This window comes from Actinoplanes sp. NPDC051405 (genome assembly GCF_055586185.1).
In genome coordinates, this window is sequence record NZ_JBVJIR010000015.1 from 22,400 (window position 1) to 36,781 (window position 14,382).

15 protein-coding genes are annotated in these 14,382 nt (G+C 71.7%); 12 read left to right on the forward strand and 3 right to left on the reverse strand.

Annotated elements, in window-relative coordinates; all coding sequences use genetic code 11:
- Positions 1-10: 10 nt before the first annotated feature.
- Together ACZ6S4_RS29265 and paaI are read right to left on the reverse strand one after the other, a co-directional pair.
- A complete protein-coding gene (locus tag ACZ6S4_RS29265) occupies positions 11-661 on the reverse strand; it encodes a TetR/AcrR family transcriptional regulator (protein WP_465477988.1) in 651 nt (216 codons plus the stop codon).
- The gene (gene paaI, locus ACZ6S4_RS29270) at positions 658-1,107 is read right to left on the reverse strand and encodes a hydroxyphenylacetyl-CoA thioesterase PaaI (protein WP_465477989.1); all 450 of its coding nucleotides are present in this window, start codon (positions 1,105-1,107) and stop codon (positions 658-660) included. Before paaI ends, ACZ6S4_RS29265 begins: the two co-directional genes overlap by 4 nt.
- An 82-nt stretch (positions 1,108-1,189) precedes the next feature.
- On the opposite strand from paaI, the gene paaN reads away from it, so the two are divergent.
- The 11 genes from paaN to ACZ6S4_RS29325 all read left to right on the forward strand — a co-directional run bounded on the left by paaN (position 1,190) and on the right by ACZ6S4_RS29325 (position 13,002).
- Complete coding sequence (gene paaN / locus ACZ6S4_RS29275) at positions 1,190-2,878, forward strand: phenylacetic acid degradation protein PaaN (RefSeq protein ID WP_465477990.1); 1,689 nt, start codon at positions 1,190-1,192, stop codon at positions 2,876-2,878.
- On the forward strand, positions 2,871-4,085 hold the full coding sequence (locus tag ACZ6S4_RS29280) for a thiolase family protein (protein ID WP_465477991.1): 1,215 nt from the start codon (positions 2,871-2,873) through the stop codon (positions 4,083-4,085). The genes paaN and ACZ6S4_RS29280 overlap by 8 nt, the downstream gene beginning before the upstream one ends.
- A complete protein-coding gene (locus tag ACZ6S4_RS29285; RefSeq protein WP_465477992.1) occupies positions 4,085-4,843 on the forward strand; it encodes an enoyl-CoA hydratase/isomerase family protein in 759 nt (252 codons plus the stop codon). Before ACZ6S4_RS29280 ends, ACZ6S4_RS29285 begins: the two co-directional genes overlap by 1 nt.
- Positions 4,840-5,730: a 3-hydroxyacyl-CoA dehydrogenase family protein gene (locus tag ACZ6S4_RS29290; RefSeq protein WP_465477993.1), complete on the forward strand. Its 891-nt coding sequence runs from the start codon at positions 4,840-4,842 to the stop codon at positions 5,728-5,730. The genes ACZ6S4_RS29285 and ACZ6S4_RS29290 overlap by 4 nt, the downstream gene beginning before the upstream one ends.
- The gene (gene paaA, locus ACZ6S4_RS29295; protein ID WP_465477994.1) at positions 5,727-6,671 is read left to right on the forward strand and encodes a 1,2-phenylacetyl-CoA epoxidase subunit PaaA; all 945 of its coding nucleotides are present in this window, start codon (positions 5,727-5,729) and stop codon (positions 6,669-6,671) included. The genes ACZ6S4_RS29290 and paaA overlap by 4 nt, the downstream gene beginning before the upstream one ends.
- Positions 6,668-6,964: a 1,2-phenylacetyl-CoA epoxidase subunit PaaB gene (paaB, locus tag ACZ6S4_RS29300; RefSeq protein ID WP_360554573.1), complete on the forward strand. Its 297-nt coding sequence runs from the start codon at positions 6,668-6,670 to the stop codon at positions 6,962-6,964. The genes paaA and paaB overlap by 4 nt, the downstream gene beginning before the upstream one ends.
- 9 nt (positions 6,965-6,973) lie before the next feature.
- Positions 6,974-7,858, forward strand: a complete 885-nt coding sequence (paaC, locus tag ACZ6S4_RS29305; protein ID WP_465477995.1) for a 1,2-phenylacetyl-CoA epoxidase subunit PaaC — start codon at positions 6,974-6,976, stop codon at positions 7,856-7,858.
- A complete protein-coding gene (paaD, locus tag ACZ6S4_RS29310; protein ID WP_465477996.1) occupies positions 7,852-8,343 on the forward strand; it encodes a 1,2-phenylacetyl-CoA epoxidase subunit PaaD in 492 nt (163 codons plus the stop codon). The genes paaC and paaD overlap by 7 nt, the downstream gene beginning before the upstream one ends.
- Before the next feature lies 1 nt (position 8,344).
- Positions 8,345-9,403 carry a 1,2-phenylacetyl-CoA epoxidase subunit PaaE gene (gene paaE, locus ACZ6S4_RS29315; RefSeq protein WP_465477997.1) on the forward strand — a complete coding sequence of 353 codons (1,059 nt, stop codon included), beginning with the start codon at positions 8,345-8,347 and terminating at the stop codon, positions 9,401-9,403.
- A gap of 595 nt (positions 9,404-9,998) precedes the next feature.
- A complete protein-coding gene (locus ACZ6S4_RS29320; protein ID WP_465477998.1) occupies positions 9,999-10,697 on the forward strand; it encodes a cutinase family protein in 699 nt (232 codons plus the stop codon).
- A gap of 1,162 nt (positions 10,698-11,859) precedes the next feature.
- Entirely contained in the window at positions 11,860-13,002 is a 1,143-nt protein-coding gene (locus tag ACZ6S4_RS29325; RefSeq protein ID WP_465477999.1) for a hypothetical protein, read from the forward strand.
- Positions 13,003-13,006: 4 nt separating this feature from the next.
- Here ACZ6S4_RS29325 and ACZ6S4_RS29330 read toward each other — a convergent pair whose 3' ends face one another.
- Positions 13,007-13,915, reverse strand: a complete 909-nt coding sequence (locus tag ACZ6S4_RS29330; protein WP_465478000.1) for a FadR/GntR family transcriptional regulator — start codon at positions 13,913-13,915, stop codon at positions 13,007-13,009.
- A gap of 299 nt (positions 13,916-14,214) precedes the next feature.
- On the opposite strand from ACZ6S4_RS29330, the gene ACZ6S4_RS29335 reads away from it, so the two are divergent.
- The gene (locus ACZ6S4_RS29335; protein WP_433717508.1) at positions 14,215-14,376 is read left to right on the forward strand and encodes a hypothetical protein; all 162 of its coding nucleotides are present in this window, start codon (positions 14,215-14,217) and stop codon (positions 14,374-14,376) included.
- Positions 14,377-14,382 lie beyond the last annotated feature (6 nt).

Consider the following 14,382-nt stretch of genomic DNA (forward strand, 5'->3'; position numbering starts at 1 on the left):
TCTGTGAACCTCATCGCCTCGTGCGCAGGCCGTCGAAGGCGATGGTGGTGACGGTCCCGGCCAGCTCCGCCGCGCCGCCGCGGCGCGGGCTGTACCACTCGATCAATGAATTGACCATGCCGAAGAGCAGCCGGGCGGCGGTGGCGGCGTCCACGTCCGGTCGGATGGCCCCCTCGGCCTGGGCCTGCTTGACCAGCTCGGTCACCTTGGCATCGAAGATCCGGCGGCGCAGCAGGGCCTGCTGCTCCACAGCCGTGTTCCCGCGTACGCGCAGCAGCAACGTCACGTATTCCAGTCGCTCCGCGAGGACGAGGACGCTGCGCCGGATGAGGGACTCCAGCCGGTCGAGGGCGGGCGCGTCCAGCCCCTCCACCTCGTCCATCGCCTCGTGCAGACCGTCCAGGGCCTGGTCGACGGCGATCCGCAGCAACTCCTGCTTGCCGGTGACGTGGTGGTAGAGGCTGGACTTGGTGATGCCCAGCCGCTTGGCCACGTCGTCCATGCTGGTGGCCTCGTACCCGCGCTCGTTGAACAGCCGGACGGCCGCCGCCAGCACCGCCCCGAGGTCGTGGCCGGGCCGCCCGCGCTTGGGCCGGTTGCGTTCCTCGAGGTAGTCGACGACGCGTTCGGCGCGGGCCAGATCGTCGGGCCGGTCCGTCATGCGGGCCGGCCCGGGCTGATCACGCGGCTGCGGCCGCGGAACTCGGCGATCACATCGCCGCCGCGCGTGACCGTGACGTCGTAGACCCCGCTGCGGCCGCTGGACGCGCGCTCCACGGCGCGGGCCTCGAGCTCGTCGCCCTCCGCGGTCGGCCGCAGGAACGTGATGTCGGCGCCGGCCGCGACGGTCACCGGACCGGCCGCGTTGCAGGCCAGGGCGAAGGCCGTGTCGGCCAGCAGGAACAGGTAGCCCCCGTGGGTCATGCCATGACCGTTGACCATCCCGGCGGTAACCGTCATCCGCGCCACCGCGCTGCCCCCACCGGCGGAGATCAACTCGATGCCCAGGGCCTGGGAGGCCTTGTCGCGGTCGAACATGTCGTGCGCTGCCGTGCGCGCTCCGTCCGGCTGCGGCCCGTCCGCCGGTGCCCCTTCTCCGCGTGCCATGTTCCCTCCGTTTCCGGCCCGGTCTTGATTACCGACCGAACGGACGGTAAATATGGATACAGCCAACCGCACAGGAGCGCCGATGACAACCCCCGCCGAGTTCTACGAGAAGCACCGCCAGCTGCTCGACAAGGCGATCGAGGCGGCCGCCACGCGCGACTACTGGTCTGCGTATCCCGAGTCGCCGAGCAAGTCGGTCTACGGCGAGGACGCCGCGCCGGCCGGTGAACGCGCGTTCCGGGCCCTGCTCGGCGCGGAGTTCCCGATCGAGGTGCCCGGTGCGAGCGGCACCGTGGCGACCGAGCGCTCGCCGTACGGGATCGCCCTGGACATCCGCTACCCGAAGGGCGACCCCGCCGCGCTGATCGCCGCCGCGCGCGCTGCGACCCCCGGCTGGCGCGCCGCCGGGCCGCAGGGCCGGGCCGGCGTGGCCGCCGAGATCCTGCACCGGATCAACGCCCGCATCTTCGAGATCGCCCACGCCGTGCAGCACACCACGGGCCAGGCGTTCGTCATGGCGTTCCAGGCCGGCGGGGCGCACGCCCAGGATCGCGGGCTCGAGGCCGTCGCCGTCGCGCTCGCCGAGTCGACGCGCATCCCGGTGACCACGTCCTGGGCCAAGCCGCAGCGCGGTGGCGATCCGCTGCGCATGGCCAAGACCAGCACGGTGGTCGGCCGCGGCGTCTCTCTGCTGATCGGCTGCAACACCTTCCCCACCTGGAACGGCTACCCCGGCCTGTTCGCCAGCCTGGTCACCGGCAATCCGGTGATTGTGAAGCCGCACCCCGGCGCTGTGCTGCCGCTGGCCATCACCGTGCAGATCGCCCGCGAGGTGCTCGCCGAGGCCGGGCAGGACCCCAACCTGGTGACCCTGGCGGTCGAGGAGCGCGGCGACGGCATCGCCGCCACCCTGGCCACCCACCCCGACGTGCGGATCGTCGATTTCACCGGTTCCAGCGAGTTCGGCAACTGGCTGGAGGCCAACGCCCGCCAGGCGGTGGTCTACACGGAGAAGGCCGGCCTCAACACGGTCATCGTCGACTCCACCGACGACTACAAGGGCCTGCTGCGCAACCTGGCGTTCTCGCTGTCGCTCTACAGCGGTCAGATGTGCACCACCCCGCAGAATCTCCTGGTCCCGTCGTCCGGCATCGAGACCGACGCGGGCCACCGCAGCGTGGAGGAGTTCGGCGGCGATCTGTCCGCCGCCCTCGACAAGTTGCTCGGCGACCCCAAACGCGCCGCGGGCACGCTGGGCGCCATCGTCAACGACGGCGTGCTGGCCCGGCTCACCGAAGCCGGCAACGCCCCGAGCGTCATCCACCCGTCCACGGCCGTGGCCGACGAGCAGTATCCGGACGCGACCATCCGCACGCCTGTGGTGCTGCGGCTCGACGCGGCCGACGAGAAGGCCTACACCCGCGAGTGGTTCGGGCCGGTGTCGTTCGTCATCGCCACCGAGTCGACCGCCCACAGCCTCGCGCTGTTCACCGAGACGGTTCAGCACCACGGCGCACTCACCGCCTCGGTCTATTCGACCTCGCCCGAAGTGCTGGCGGCGGCTCGCGAGGCCGCGCTGGACGCCGGTGTGCACCTCTCGGAAAACCTCACTGGTGGTGTCTTCGTCAACCAGACCGCCGCGTTCAGCGACCTGCACGGCACGGCGGCCAACCCCGCCGCCACCGCCTCGCTGACCGACGCCCACTTCGTCACCGGCCGGTTCTTCACGCTGCAGTCACGTCACCACGTCACCGAGGAGAGCAATGTCTGAGGCCTTCCTGGTCGGTGGAGTCCGCACCCCGCAGGGCAAGTACGGCGGTGCCCTCTCCGGCGTACGTCCCGACGACCTCGCCGCTCTGGTCGTCCGGGAGGCGGTCAGCCGCGGCGGGGTGCCCGCGGAAGCGATCGACGAGGTCATCCTCGGTGCGGCCAACCAGGCCGGTGAGGACAACCGCAATGTCGCCCGGATGGCGGCGCTGCTCGCCGGCCTGCCCGACACGGTCCCCGGCTACACGGTCAACCGGCTCTGCGCCAGCGGGCTCACCGCGATCATCTCGGCGGCCCAGGCGGTCCGCAGCGGCGAGGCCGACCTGATCGTGGCCGGCGGTGTCGAGTCGATGACCCGGGCGCCCTGGGTGATGGCCAAGCCGGGCACTCCGTGGGCCCGCCCGGGCGAGATCGTGGACTCCTCACTGGGCTGGCGTTTCACCAACCCCCGCTTCGCCGCGCACGACAAGGACGCCGGCACCGGCCCCGAGGACCGCCGGGTCACCCTGGCGATGGGGGAGACGGCGGAGGAGGTCGCAGCCCTCGACGGCATCAGCCGCGCCGACAGCGACGCCTTCGCGCTGCGCAGCCACGAGCGCGCCATCGCCGCGATCGACGCGGGCCGCTTCTCCGCCGAGATCACCCCGGTGCCGCTCAAGGACGGCGAGCTGACCGTCGACGAGATCCCGCGCCGCGGCAGCAGCCTCGAACGCCTCGGCGCCCTGCGACCCGTGTTCCGCGCGGGTGGCGTGGTGACCGCCGGCTCGTCGTCGCCGCTCTCGGACGGCGCCGCCGCCGTGGTGGTGGCCAGCGCCGAGGCCGTGCAGCGGTACGGCCTGACCCCGCGCGCCCGCATCGTCACCTCGGCGAGCGCGGGCGTCCCGCCGCAGATCATGGGTCTCGGCCCGGTGCCCGCGACCGAGAAGGCTCTGGCCCGGGCCGGCTGGGGCGTCGGCGACGTCGACGCGGTGGAGCTCAACGAGGCGTTCGCCGTGCAGTCGCTGGCGGTGCTGCGCCGGCTCAAGCTCGACGAGGAGCGGGTCAACGCCGACGGTGGCGCCATCGCCCTCGGTCACCCGCTGGGCTGCTCCGGCGCCCGGCTCACCGTCACCCTGCTCGGCCGCATGGAACGCGAGGACGCCCGCCGTGGCCTGGCCACCCTGTGCGTCGGCGTCGGTCAGGGCGTCGCCATGCTGGTGGAGCGCGTCTGATGGCAGAAGCCACGGCCGTCTCGCCTCCCACCACCATCAAGGTCGAGGAGTCGGACGACCGCGTGGTCGTGACGCTGCACCGGCCGCAGGCCCGCAACGCGATCAACGCGGCCATGGTCGGTCAGCTGCACGAGGTGTGCGCAGGTCTCGAGGAACGGCCGAGGCTGCTGCTGCTCACCGGCGACGGCGGCACGTTCGCCGCCGGCGCCGACATCGCGGAGCTGCGCGATCGCGGCCGCGAGCAGGCCCTGCGGGGCATCAACAGCCGCTTGTTCGACCGGATCGCCCGGCTGCCGCTGCCCACGGTGGCGGCGGTCGACGGCTGGGCGCTCGGCGGCGGCGCCGAGCTGGCCTACGCCTGCGATGTCCGCCTGGCCACCCCGACGGCGACCTTCGGCAACCCCGAGCCGGGCCTGGGCATCCTCGCCGCTGCCGGGGCGTGCTGGCGGCTGCGCGAGCTGGTCGGCGCCTCGGTGGCGAAGCAGGTGCTGCTGGCCGGCCGGCGGCTCGACGCCGAGGACGCCTACCGGCTGGGCCTGGTGGCCGAGATCGTGCCGGCCGAGGAACTGCTGAAGCGCGGCCATGCGCTGCTCGACAGGATGGCCAGGTCGGGGTCGCTCGCCCTGCGGCTGACCAAACTGGTCACCGACTCCCCGGGCGGCCATCCGGTCGCCGACGACCTGGCCCAGGCGATCCTCTTCGAATCGGAGGACAAGCGCACCCGGATGGACGCTTTCCTGTCGGGAGAACGCCGATGACCGCCGCCACGCCGCCGCCGGTGGGCTCGGGTGTGCCCAAGGCCGTCGGAGTGATCGGCGGGGGCAGGATGGGCGCCGGGATCGGGCAGGTCTTCGCGGCCGCCGGTGCCTCGGTGACCGTCGTCGAGGCCGATCCCACCGCGGGCGCGTCCACCCGGGAGCGTCTCGGAGCCGCGCTACGCCGGGCCGCCGAGCGCGGCAAGCTCGCCGAGGACCCCGCAGCCGTCCTCGACCGGATCACCGTCACCGACGACATCGCCGCGCTGCCGGCGGCCGCCGAGCTCGTCGTCGAGGCCGTGCCCGAGGACGCCCGCATGAAGATCGGTGTCCTCGCCGCCGCCGAGAAGGCCGTCGCGGAGCACACCGTGCTCGCCAGCAACACGAGCTCCCTCTCCATCGCCGGGATCGCCGAGGGCCTGCACCGGCCCGAGCGCTTCGTCGGCATGCACTTCTTCAACCCGGTGCCGGCCAGCGACCTCGTCGAGATCGTCGTCGGCCCGCAGACGGCCCACACCGTCCGCGACGCCGCCCAGTTCTGGGCGGCCGGGCTGGGCAAGACCCCGATCGTGGTCCGCGACTCTCCGGGCTTCGCCACCAGCCGCCTCGGCGTGCTGCTCGGCCTGGAGGCCATCCGGATGCTGGAGGAAGGCGTCGCGGACGCCGCGTCGATCGACCGCGCCATGGAGCTCGGCTACCGGCACCCGATGGGGCCGCTGCGCTCCACCGACCTCGTCGGCCTCGACGTCCGGCTCGCCATCGCGGAGCACCTGCACCGCGAGCTCGGCGAAAGGTTCGCACCACCGCGGCTGCTGCGCGACAAGGTGGCCAGCGGCGAGCTCGGTCGCAAGACCGGACAGGGCTTCCACACCTGGGAGGAGACCCGATGACGGACACGGTCACGGAGACCAACGAGAAGACCTTCACCGAGACCATCGCCAAGGACCAGCGCATCGAGCCGCGCGACTGGATGCCGGACGGCTACCGCAAGACGATGATCCGGCAGATCGCCCAGCACGCGCACTCCGAGATCATCGGGATGCAGCCGGAGGGCGAGTGGATCACCCGCGCGCCCTCGCTGCGCCGCAAGGCGATCCTGCTGGCCAAGGTGCAGGACGAGGCCGGGCACGGGCTGTACCTGTACTCGGCGGCCGAAACCCTGGGCGCCGACCGTGGGGACCTGACCCGGCGGCTCATCGAGGGCCGGCAGAAGTACTCGTCGATCTTCAACTACCCGACGCTGTCGTTCGCGGACGTCGGCGTCATCGGCTGGCTCGTCGACGGGGCCGCGATCTGCAACCAGGTGCCGCTGTGCCGCAGCTCGTACGGCCCGTACGGGCGGGCGATGATCCGCATCTGCAAGGAGGAGTCCTTCCACCAGCGGCAGGGTTACGAACTGCTGATGACGATGATGCGCGGCACCCCGGCGCAGCGGGAGATGGTGCAGGACGCCGTCAACCGCTGGTGGTGGCCGTCGCTGATGATGTTCGGCCCGCCCGACGACCAGTCGCCGAACTCGGCCCAGTCCATGGCCTGGAAGATCAAACGGCACAGCAACGACGAGCTGCGGCAGCGCTTCGTCGACATGAGCGTGCCGCAGGCCGAGGCCCTCGGCGTCACCCTTCCCGACCCCGACCTGCGCTGGAACGAGGAGCGCGGGCACTGGGACTTCGGGCCGATCGACTGGTCCGAGCTCAAGCGGGTCATCTCCGGCGACGGGCCCTGCAACGCCCTGCGCATCGAGAACAGGCGCCGCGCCGACGAGGAAGGCGCCTGGGTCCGCGAGGCGGCTGCCGCGCACGCCCGGCGTCGTCAGGAGGTAGCGGCATGACCGAGGAGATCAAGCACGAGTGGCCGCTGTTCGAGGTGTTCGTGCGGGCCAAGCGCGGCCTCAACCACGTGCACGTCGGCTCGCTGCGGGCCGCCGACCACCAGATGGCGCTGCACCACGCCCGTGACCTGTACACGCGGCGCAACGAGGGCGTGAGCATCTGGGTGGTGCGTTCGGACGACGTGGCCGCTTCCAGCCCGGACGAGAAGGACGCTTTCTTCTCACCGAGCGGCGACAAGGTGTACCGGCACCCGACGTACTACTCGATTCCCGACTCCGTACCGCACATCTGAGGCGATGCCATGTCCTTCGACGCCGCCTATGAGGCGCTCACCGATCACGACGACGATGCGCGGTGGGCGTACGGCACCGGCTTCGCCGACCCCCTCGCCGGTGTGGACACCGCCGTTCCGCAGGACGTCGACCGGGGCGATCTGAGCGCGTACTGCCTGGCGCTGGGTGACGACGCGCTGATCATGTCGCACCGGCTGCAGCAGTGGGTGACCCGCGCGCCGGAGCTGGAGGACGAGCTGGCCCTGGCCAACATCGCCCTGGACCTGCTCGGCCAGGCCCGGCTGCTGCTGACCCGGGCCGCCGAGGTGGAGGACGCCGGACGCGACGAGGACGCGCTGGCCTATCTGCGCGACGCTGCCGACTTCCGCAACGTACGGCTCGTCGAACGGGCGGACGCCGACTTCGCGCACCTCGTGGCCCGGCTGCTGGTGTTATCCACGTGGCGGCTCGCGCTGCTGGACAGGCTGACCGCCTCGGCCGACCCGGTGCTCGCGGCGATCGGCGCGAAGGGCGTCAAGGAAGTGACCTACCACCGCGACTACGCGGCGCAGTGGGTGGTCCGCCTCGGCGACGGCACGGAGATCTCCCACGAGCGGATGCAGGCCGCGATCGACGCGGTGACGCCGCTGGTCGGCGAGCTGTTCGTGCCGGACCAGGTCGAGCTGCGCCTGGCCCGGGCGGCGGTGGCGGTGGACCCGTCCACGACGCGGGCGGAGTTCGACGCGGTGTGGGCTCAGGTTCTGACGGCAGCGACGCTCCGAACTCCGACTGCTGTGGTCCAGGGGCACGGCGGAGGTGGCGCTGGGCGGGACGGCGTGCACACTGCCGCGTTGACCGAGATCCTGGCCGAGTTGCAGAGTGTGGCGCGGTCCCTGCCCGGGGGTGTGTGGTGACCGCGGCTGCCGTGGCTGCCCGGGTGGCCGATCCGGAGCTGCCCATGCTCACCCTGGCCGACCTCGGAATCCTGCGGGCCGTCGACGAGTCCGGTGACGGTGTCGTCGTCACGATCACACCGACGTACTCGGGTTGCCCGGCGATGCGGACCATCCAGGACGACCTCACCGACGCCCTCCACCGGGCCGGCTACGACCGGGTCGAGGTGCGGACGGTGCTCTCGCCCGCCTGGACCACCGACTGGATCACCGCGTCCGGGCGTGACAAGCTCGCCGCCGCCGGAATATCGCCACCCGGTGCGGCACCTCGCCGGGCGGCCGGACCGATTCCGCTCACCCTCGCGCCGAGCCGTCGTGCCATCGCCTGTCCCGAGTGCGGGAACCCCAACACCGAGGAGATCGCCGCGTTCAGTGCCACCGCGTGCCGTTCCCTGCACCGCTGCCCGGTCTGCCGCGAGCCGTTCGAGCACGTGAAGGAGATCTGACGTGGTGGTCCGCGAGTTCCACCCGCTGCGGGTCGCCGCCGTCGAACGGCTCTGCGACGACGCGGTCGCCGTCACCTTCGAGGTGCCCGACGAACTGGCCGACCGGTACGCGTTCCGGCCCGGACAGTCGCTGACGGTGCGGCACGCCGACAACGGGGCCGACGAGCGCCGTACCTATTCGATCTGCGCGCCCGCCGGGGCGCGGCCGCGAATCGGCGTGCGCGAGGTCCCCGGCGGCCTGGTGTCGTCCTGGCTGGTGCACGGCCTGCGGGCCGGCGACGAGGTCGAGGTCGCACCGCCCACGGGCTCCTTCACCCCGGACCTCACGACCGGCGGCCGGCACGTCCTGATCGCCGCCGGCTCCGGCATCACCCCGGTGCTGTCGATCGCCGCGTCGCTGCTGCAGCACCCGGACGCCCACGTCAGCATCCTGTACGGCAACCGGCGCGCCGACACGGTCATGTTCGCCGAGGAACTCGCGGACCTGAAGGACACCCACCCGGCCCGCCTCGAACTGGTTCACCTGCTGTCGCGTGAGCCCCGCGAGGTGGACCTGCTGACCGGCCGGCTCGACGCGGAGAAGCTGCGCACACTGCTGCCGCTGCTGATCGACGTCGGCGCCGTGGACCACTGGTGGCTGTGCGGACCGTTCGGCATGGTCACGGCGGCGACCGAGGTGCTCGGCGAGTACGGCGTGGAGCCGGCGCGGGTGCACCGGGAGTTGTTCTGGGTGGACGAGGCCCCGCCCGAGCCGGTCCGGGAGGAGCGCCGGCTCGAGGGGCCGAGCAGTGAGGTCACTGTGGTGCTCGACGGCCGGTCGACCACGGTCACCGTGCCGGAGGGCGAGACGGTTCTCGAGGGTGCGCAGCGGTCGCGGCCGGACCTGCCGTTCGCCTGCAAGGGCGGGGTGTGCGGCACCTGCCGGGCGCGGGTGGTCGAGGGGGACGTGGTGATGCGGCGCAACTTCGCGCTGGAGCCGGGCGAGGTGGCGGCGGGGTTCGTCCTGACCTGCCAGTCGACGCCCACGTCGGTGAAGGTCATCGTCGACTTCGACGACTGAGGCGGTCTCCGCTACTCGGCCGGGTGGAGGTGAGTCGCCCGGTCGCGTGAGTTCGGCCGCGCGGAGCGGCCCAGCCGTTGGCCCGGCTGGGCTGGGTAACTCGCCCAGTGGCGTGCGCTCGGCTGCGGGGGTGGCCCAGCCGTTGGCGCGGTCGGGCCGGGGGGAACTCGCCCAGTGGCGTGAGCTCGGCCGGCAGGAACGGCCCCGCCGTGGAACTCGGCTCGCGTCGGGCTTGGCCGTCGCGGGTTCGGCTTGCTCCATGGGGGGCGCCGCCTGGCGTTACTGTCCATTGTGCCTGTTCCCAGAACGGCATGCGTGTGTCCGGTGCGAATGGCGAATTCGCCGCAAAGGGTGCCGGGGTGCGGGCAGCGCCCATCCGCCTAGCCGCCGGTAAATGGACGCACGTTCACCTCTGGGTGAGCGGCGCGGCGTGGCCATGACCGGTCCGGCGAGGGCGATGGAGCTGCTACGGATGGCCGCGACCTGCGGATCATTTTTGCACTGGATGTGACTTAATCCTCAGCGTTGGGCGGGCTCCCGGGTTTTTGCGTATGGAATGCATATAGTCCTCGGCCCATCGGAAAGGGATGACGAAATGCGTTTACGCACAGTTCTCACCATCGCGGCGACGGGTGTTGTCGGAGCGGCCGGCCTGCTTGTCGCACCATTGACGTTCGCGGCCCAGGCGCCTCGGAATGCCTGTCCCGACGTGGAGGTCATCGGCGCTCGGGGTACCACCGAACGGCCCGGCCTCGGCGTGCTGTTGACGCCGCTCGCCCAGCAACTCACCCGCGAGCTGCCGCAGACCGTACGGTCGACCGCTGTCGACTATCCGGCCTCCTTCAACTACACGGCCAGCGTCCGGCAGGGCGTCACGAGCATCGCGGCGAACGTGCAGCAGACGGCGGCCGCGTGCGCGGACACCAAGTTCGTCCTGATGGGCTATTCGCAGGGCGCGAATGTGGTCGGTGACGCCCTCGCGGGCAGGTCGGTCCGTGGCCGTGCCGCCGGCCAGCCGGCGATCCCGGCCGCTCTGTCTGATCGTGTCGCGGCGGTTCTGCTCTTCGGCGACCCGACCTTCACCGCGGGGGAGGACTTCAACGTGGGCAACGGCACCCGCAACGGCGTCTTCCCGCGCGGCGCGGGCGGTTTGGACGCCTTCGCGGACCGAACGCAGTCCTTCTGCAACCGCAACGACCGCTTCTGCCAAGGCGGTACGAGCCTGGCCGCACACCTGGACTACAACAAGTTCCTGGACGACGCGACCGAGTTCGTCGCTGCACGACTGGGCTGAAGCGCGCGCCCCCACCTCGCCGGCCGTGGATCCTCGGTCACCGACCGTGGATCCCGGTCGCGGGTAGCCGTGCCACCGCCGTCGCCGGTCGCCGGTCGCCGGTCGCCGGTAGAGGGTTTGCTGGATCTGGGGTTTTGAGGCGAGCATCGCCGGTGCGCGGTGCGCGGTGCGCGGTGCGCGGTGCGCGGTGCGCGGTGCGCGGTGCGCGGTGCGCGGTGTGGGGTCGGGGTCGTGGGTGGCTGGACGAAGCGCCGGACTTGATCGCGCCGCGATCGGGCTGGCCGCGACCCCGCGCCATCCCATCTCGTCGAATGGCGGGCGCCGGATGCGAACGCATAGGCCAGTCGCCGGATGCCGGATCTGAGCGAGTGCCGGACGTCGGACCCGGGACCCCAGACGCGGGACCCGAGACGCGGGACCCGAGACGCGGGACCCGAGACGCAGGACTGAGGCCCGGGACCCGAGACGCGGGACCCGAGACGCAGGACTGAGGCCCGGGACCCGAGGTCCAGGACCCGAGACGCGGGACGCGAGACGCGCGACCCGAGACGCGGGACGCGAGACGCGCGACCCGAGACGCGCGACCCGAGACGCAGGACTGAGGCCCGGGACCCGAGGTCCAGGACCCGAGACGCGGGGCGCGGGACGCGAGACGCGCGACCCGAGACGCGCGACCCGAGACGCGGGACCCAGGACCCGAGGCCCAGGACTGAGGCCCGGGACCTGGGCGGGATGCGCGGCGCCGGATTCCGAGCGGCGGGCAGACGCCGGCCGCGCTCGCCGACGCGGAAACGCAGGTCAGCCGCCCGAATCCAACGCCTGCCCGGCCAGGGGAAGGTACGGACAGGCGGAGACCCGGACACGCAGAGGCCTTGCCAGGGAGGTGCGGGCAGGCGAAGGTGCGGGCAGGCGAGGGTGCGGACAGGCGAAGGTGCGGGCAGGCGGACGCCCGGACATGCGGAGGCGTGCCAGGGAGAGGTGCGGCCAAGGGGAGGCACGGCCAGGGGGACGGGCGGGCAGAGGGAGGCACAACCACGCGGAAACGGCCAGAACGCCCACAACCTGCCGATCAACCAATCCACCATGGACGATCGACGGACAGACGTCAGGCGCACGGACCCGCAGAGTGGCGGAGGAACGCCACATTCTGGAGGGGGAGAAGATGCGTCCAAGCAGATTCCTGACCACAGCCGTCATCGCCGCACTCGCCGCAACAGCCAGCACCACATCGGCCGCCCACGCCACCACCACCCCGGTAACCCCGCACGACGTGGGCACCCTCGGCGGCGCCTGGAGCAACCCCACCGCCCTCAGTAACTCCGGCTATCTGGTCGGCTCCAGCGAGACCGCCACCGGCGCCACCCATGCCTTCCGGTGGCGGAACGGCACCCTCACCGACCTCGGCACACTCCCCGGCGGCGGCCCGAGCTACGCCGTGGACGTCAACGAACGCGGCGACGTAGCCGGCACCGCCTTCACCGCAGCCGGCACCGCCCGCCCGTTCCTCTGGCGTCGCGGCGTCATGCGCGACCTCACCGCCGTCACCGGTGACGGGATCTCCGTGACCGGGCTCAACGACCACGGCCGCGTCATCGGCACCCGTTACACCGCCACCAGCGGGCAGTACGGCCAGGCGTTCGTCTGGCGGGACGGCGTCGCCACCGATCTGCCCGGTCTCGGTGGGGACACCCTCGCCGACGACATCAACAGTCGTGGTGACATCGCCGGTTCCACCATCAGCGCCGACGGGGCCGAGACCGAGGCTGCTCTGTGGCGGGACGGTCGCCTCATCCGGCTCACGCCGCCGGTCGGGATCGCCAGCATCGGCGTCGACGTCAACGAGCGGGGCCAGGTTGTCGGCACCGTGCGGGTCCCGGATTCCGGCTGGCACGCGTTCCTCTGGGAGAACGGGGTCTTCACCGACCTCGGCGCGCTCGGCGGGACCGAGAGCTACCCGGTCGGGATCAACGACCGGGGCCAGGTCGGCGGCAACGCCGGCGACAACTCCCACTTGCGGGCGGTGCGCTGGCACCGGGGTACGGCGACCGACCTCGCCGCGCTCAGCGGAGTCAGCGGCGTGGCCACCGCGATGAACGCGGCCGGGAACGTGGCCGGCGTGGCCGACCTGGGCGGCAGCCGCGGCGTCGTCTGGCGGGGCTCCCGCGTCGTTGACCTCGGCCCGCTGGACCGTGGGGTCACGGCCGGCTCGGTGCAGTTCATCAACGACCGTGGCCTGGTGGCCGGCACCATCGCGGTCACCGGGGCCGGTAGTCACGCCGTCGTGTGGGACATCGGACGGAGCTGAGCGATCAGATCTCGCCCGCGATGGCGCTGATGGCGGCGGCGAAACCGTCCCGGTCCTCCTCGTGCAGCATCTCGAGGTCCATCTCATCCAGCGCTTCCCTGATCGCGTACCGGCGGACGCGTGACCGGGTCCCGCCGCGGACCTCCTCGAGGATGGCGCGGGAGAACGTCTCCGCCGCCTCGGGGAGGCCCTGCTCGACGCAGTGCGCCAGGCCCAGGTGCAGCCACAGCGACTCCTCCTCGGGCACCTCGGGAAACTTGCTGACCGGGCCGGCGGGTCGCACCTTGCCCGCCGGACCGGTCGCGGCCCGCTCGATGCGGTAGTTGAGCGCCTTGGTCACCGGCGCGCTGAGGGCCACGAACATGTCGTTGCCGGATCCCTTGAGCAGCACCACGTGGAAGTCCTCGTCCGTGGCGCGGTACCGCTCGCGGTGCCGGCTGCCGGCCTCGCCCGGGTCGCGGAACTCGTCGCGGGCCAGGCCGAGCCGTTTGAGCCGGCGGCTGAGACTGATCAGATCCCGGCACACGTCCGCGGACGGGTGCTGGGCGGCGAGGCGGGCCGCCTCCGGCTCCACCGCCTCACGCAGCTGGGTGAGCAGGTCCATCTGGACGCGCGGGGCCACCTGGTGCCGCCACTCGATGACGTCCGGGTCGAACGGGTTCCACTGCTCGACCGGCTGGACCTTGGCCCCGACCCGGGGCTGCAGCGTCACCAGGCCCTTGATCTGCAGGACCTGGAGCACTTCGCGGGCCAGCGCGCGACTGCCGCCGCTCTGCTCCATCACGTAGTCGAGGCTCACCACGTCGCCGGGGCGGAGCTGGTCACCGGCCGCGATCAGGTCGCCCAGGATGCGTACCGCGGCGCGTCCGGAGCCCCGGGTCTTCTCGTCGGCGTCCACATCGGTTTCTGCCATGAACAAAATCTAAACATGAGGACCGGTGTTTCCGGAATAGCCAGGACGGTGCGGCCGCCCGAGCACAAAGATCCCTTAATCCGGTACGGAGATCAGCAATGGAGATCCATTCTGGCCGTATCAGAAGAGGTTATGTTTCATTCTTTAAACGAGATAGCGTCAGTGCTAACGTGACGTAACCCCCGGAAAACACACCGGAACAGGTGATCTCAGGCCCCACCTCAGGAGGGATGCACCATGGTCAGCGTTCAACCCCGGCGGCCCCGATGAACCCCGGCGCCGTCCTGACATTCACCGTTGTGCTGGCGTCCTTTGTGCTCGCGGTGGTGGCAGCCGCGATAGCCGCGGCCCTGCACCGCGCCAACGGCGCCACCTGGCCCCGGACCTGCCTGTCCGCCATCCCGTGGTTCGGCGTGACCCTCGCCGGCGCGATCGCCACTCTCTCCAGCCTGCTGAACTGAGACTCG

What these genes read in the sequence shown, in the direction of transcription:
- ACZ6S4_RS29325 (WP_465477999.1), top strand. Translation starts at nt 11,860, where the DNA reads ATGCGTCCAAGCAGATTCCTGACCACAGCCGTCATCGCCGCACTCGCC.
- ACZ6S4_RS29330 (WP_465478000.1), bottom strand. Translation starts at nt 13,915, where the DNA reads ATGGCAGAAACCGATGTGGACGCCGACGAGAAGACCCGGGGCTCCGGA.
- paaB (WP_360554573.1), top strand. Translation starts at nt 6,668, where the DNA reads ATGACCGAGGAGATCAAGCACGAGTGGCCGCTGTTCGAGGTGTTCGTG.
- paaN (WP_465477990.1), top strand. Translation starts at nt 1,190, where the DNA reads ATGACAACCCCCGCCGAGTTCTACGAGAAGCACCGCCAGCTGCTCGAC.
- ACZ6S4_RS29285 (WP_465477992.1), top strand. Translation starts at nt 4,085, where the DNA reads ATGGCAGAAGCCACGGCCGTCTCGCCTCCCACCACCATCAAGGTCGAG.
- paaA (WP_465477994.1), top strand. Translation starts at nt 5,727, where the DNA reads ATGACGGACACGGTCACGGAGACCAACGAGAAGACCTTCACCGAGACC.
- ACZ6S4_RS29320 (WP_465477998.1), top strand. Translation starts at nt 9,999, where the DNA reads ATGCGTTTACGCACAGTTCTCACCATCGCGGCGACGGGTGTTGTCGGA.
- ACZ6S4_RS29280 (WP_465477991.1), top strand. Translation starts at nt 2,871, where the DNA reads ATGTCTGAGGCCTTCCTGGTCGGTGGAGTCCGCACCCCGCAGGGCAAG.
- paaC (WP_465477995.1), top strand. Translation starts at nt 6,974, where the DNA reads ATGTCCTTCGACGCCGCCTATGAGGCGCTCACCGATCACGACGACGAT.
- paaI (WP_465477989.1), bottom strand. Translation starts at nt 1,107, where the DNA reads ATGGCACGCGGAGAAGGGGCACCGGCGGACGGGCCGCAGCCGGACGGA.
- ACZ6S4_RS29290 (WP_465477993.1), top strand. Translation starts at nt 4,840, where the DNA reads ATGACCGCCGCCACGCCGCCGCCGGTGGGCTCGGGTGTGCCCAAGGCC.
- ACZ6S4_RS29265 (WP_465477988.1), bottom strand. Translation starts at nt 661, where the DNA reads ATGACGGACCGGCCCGACGATCTGGCCCGCGCCGAACGCGTCGTCGAC.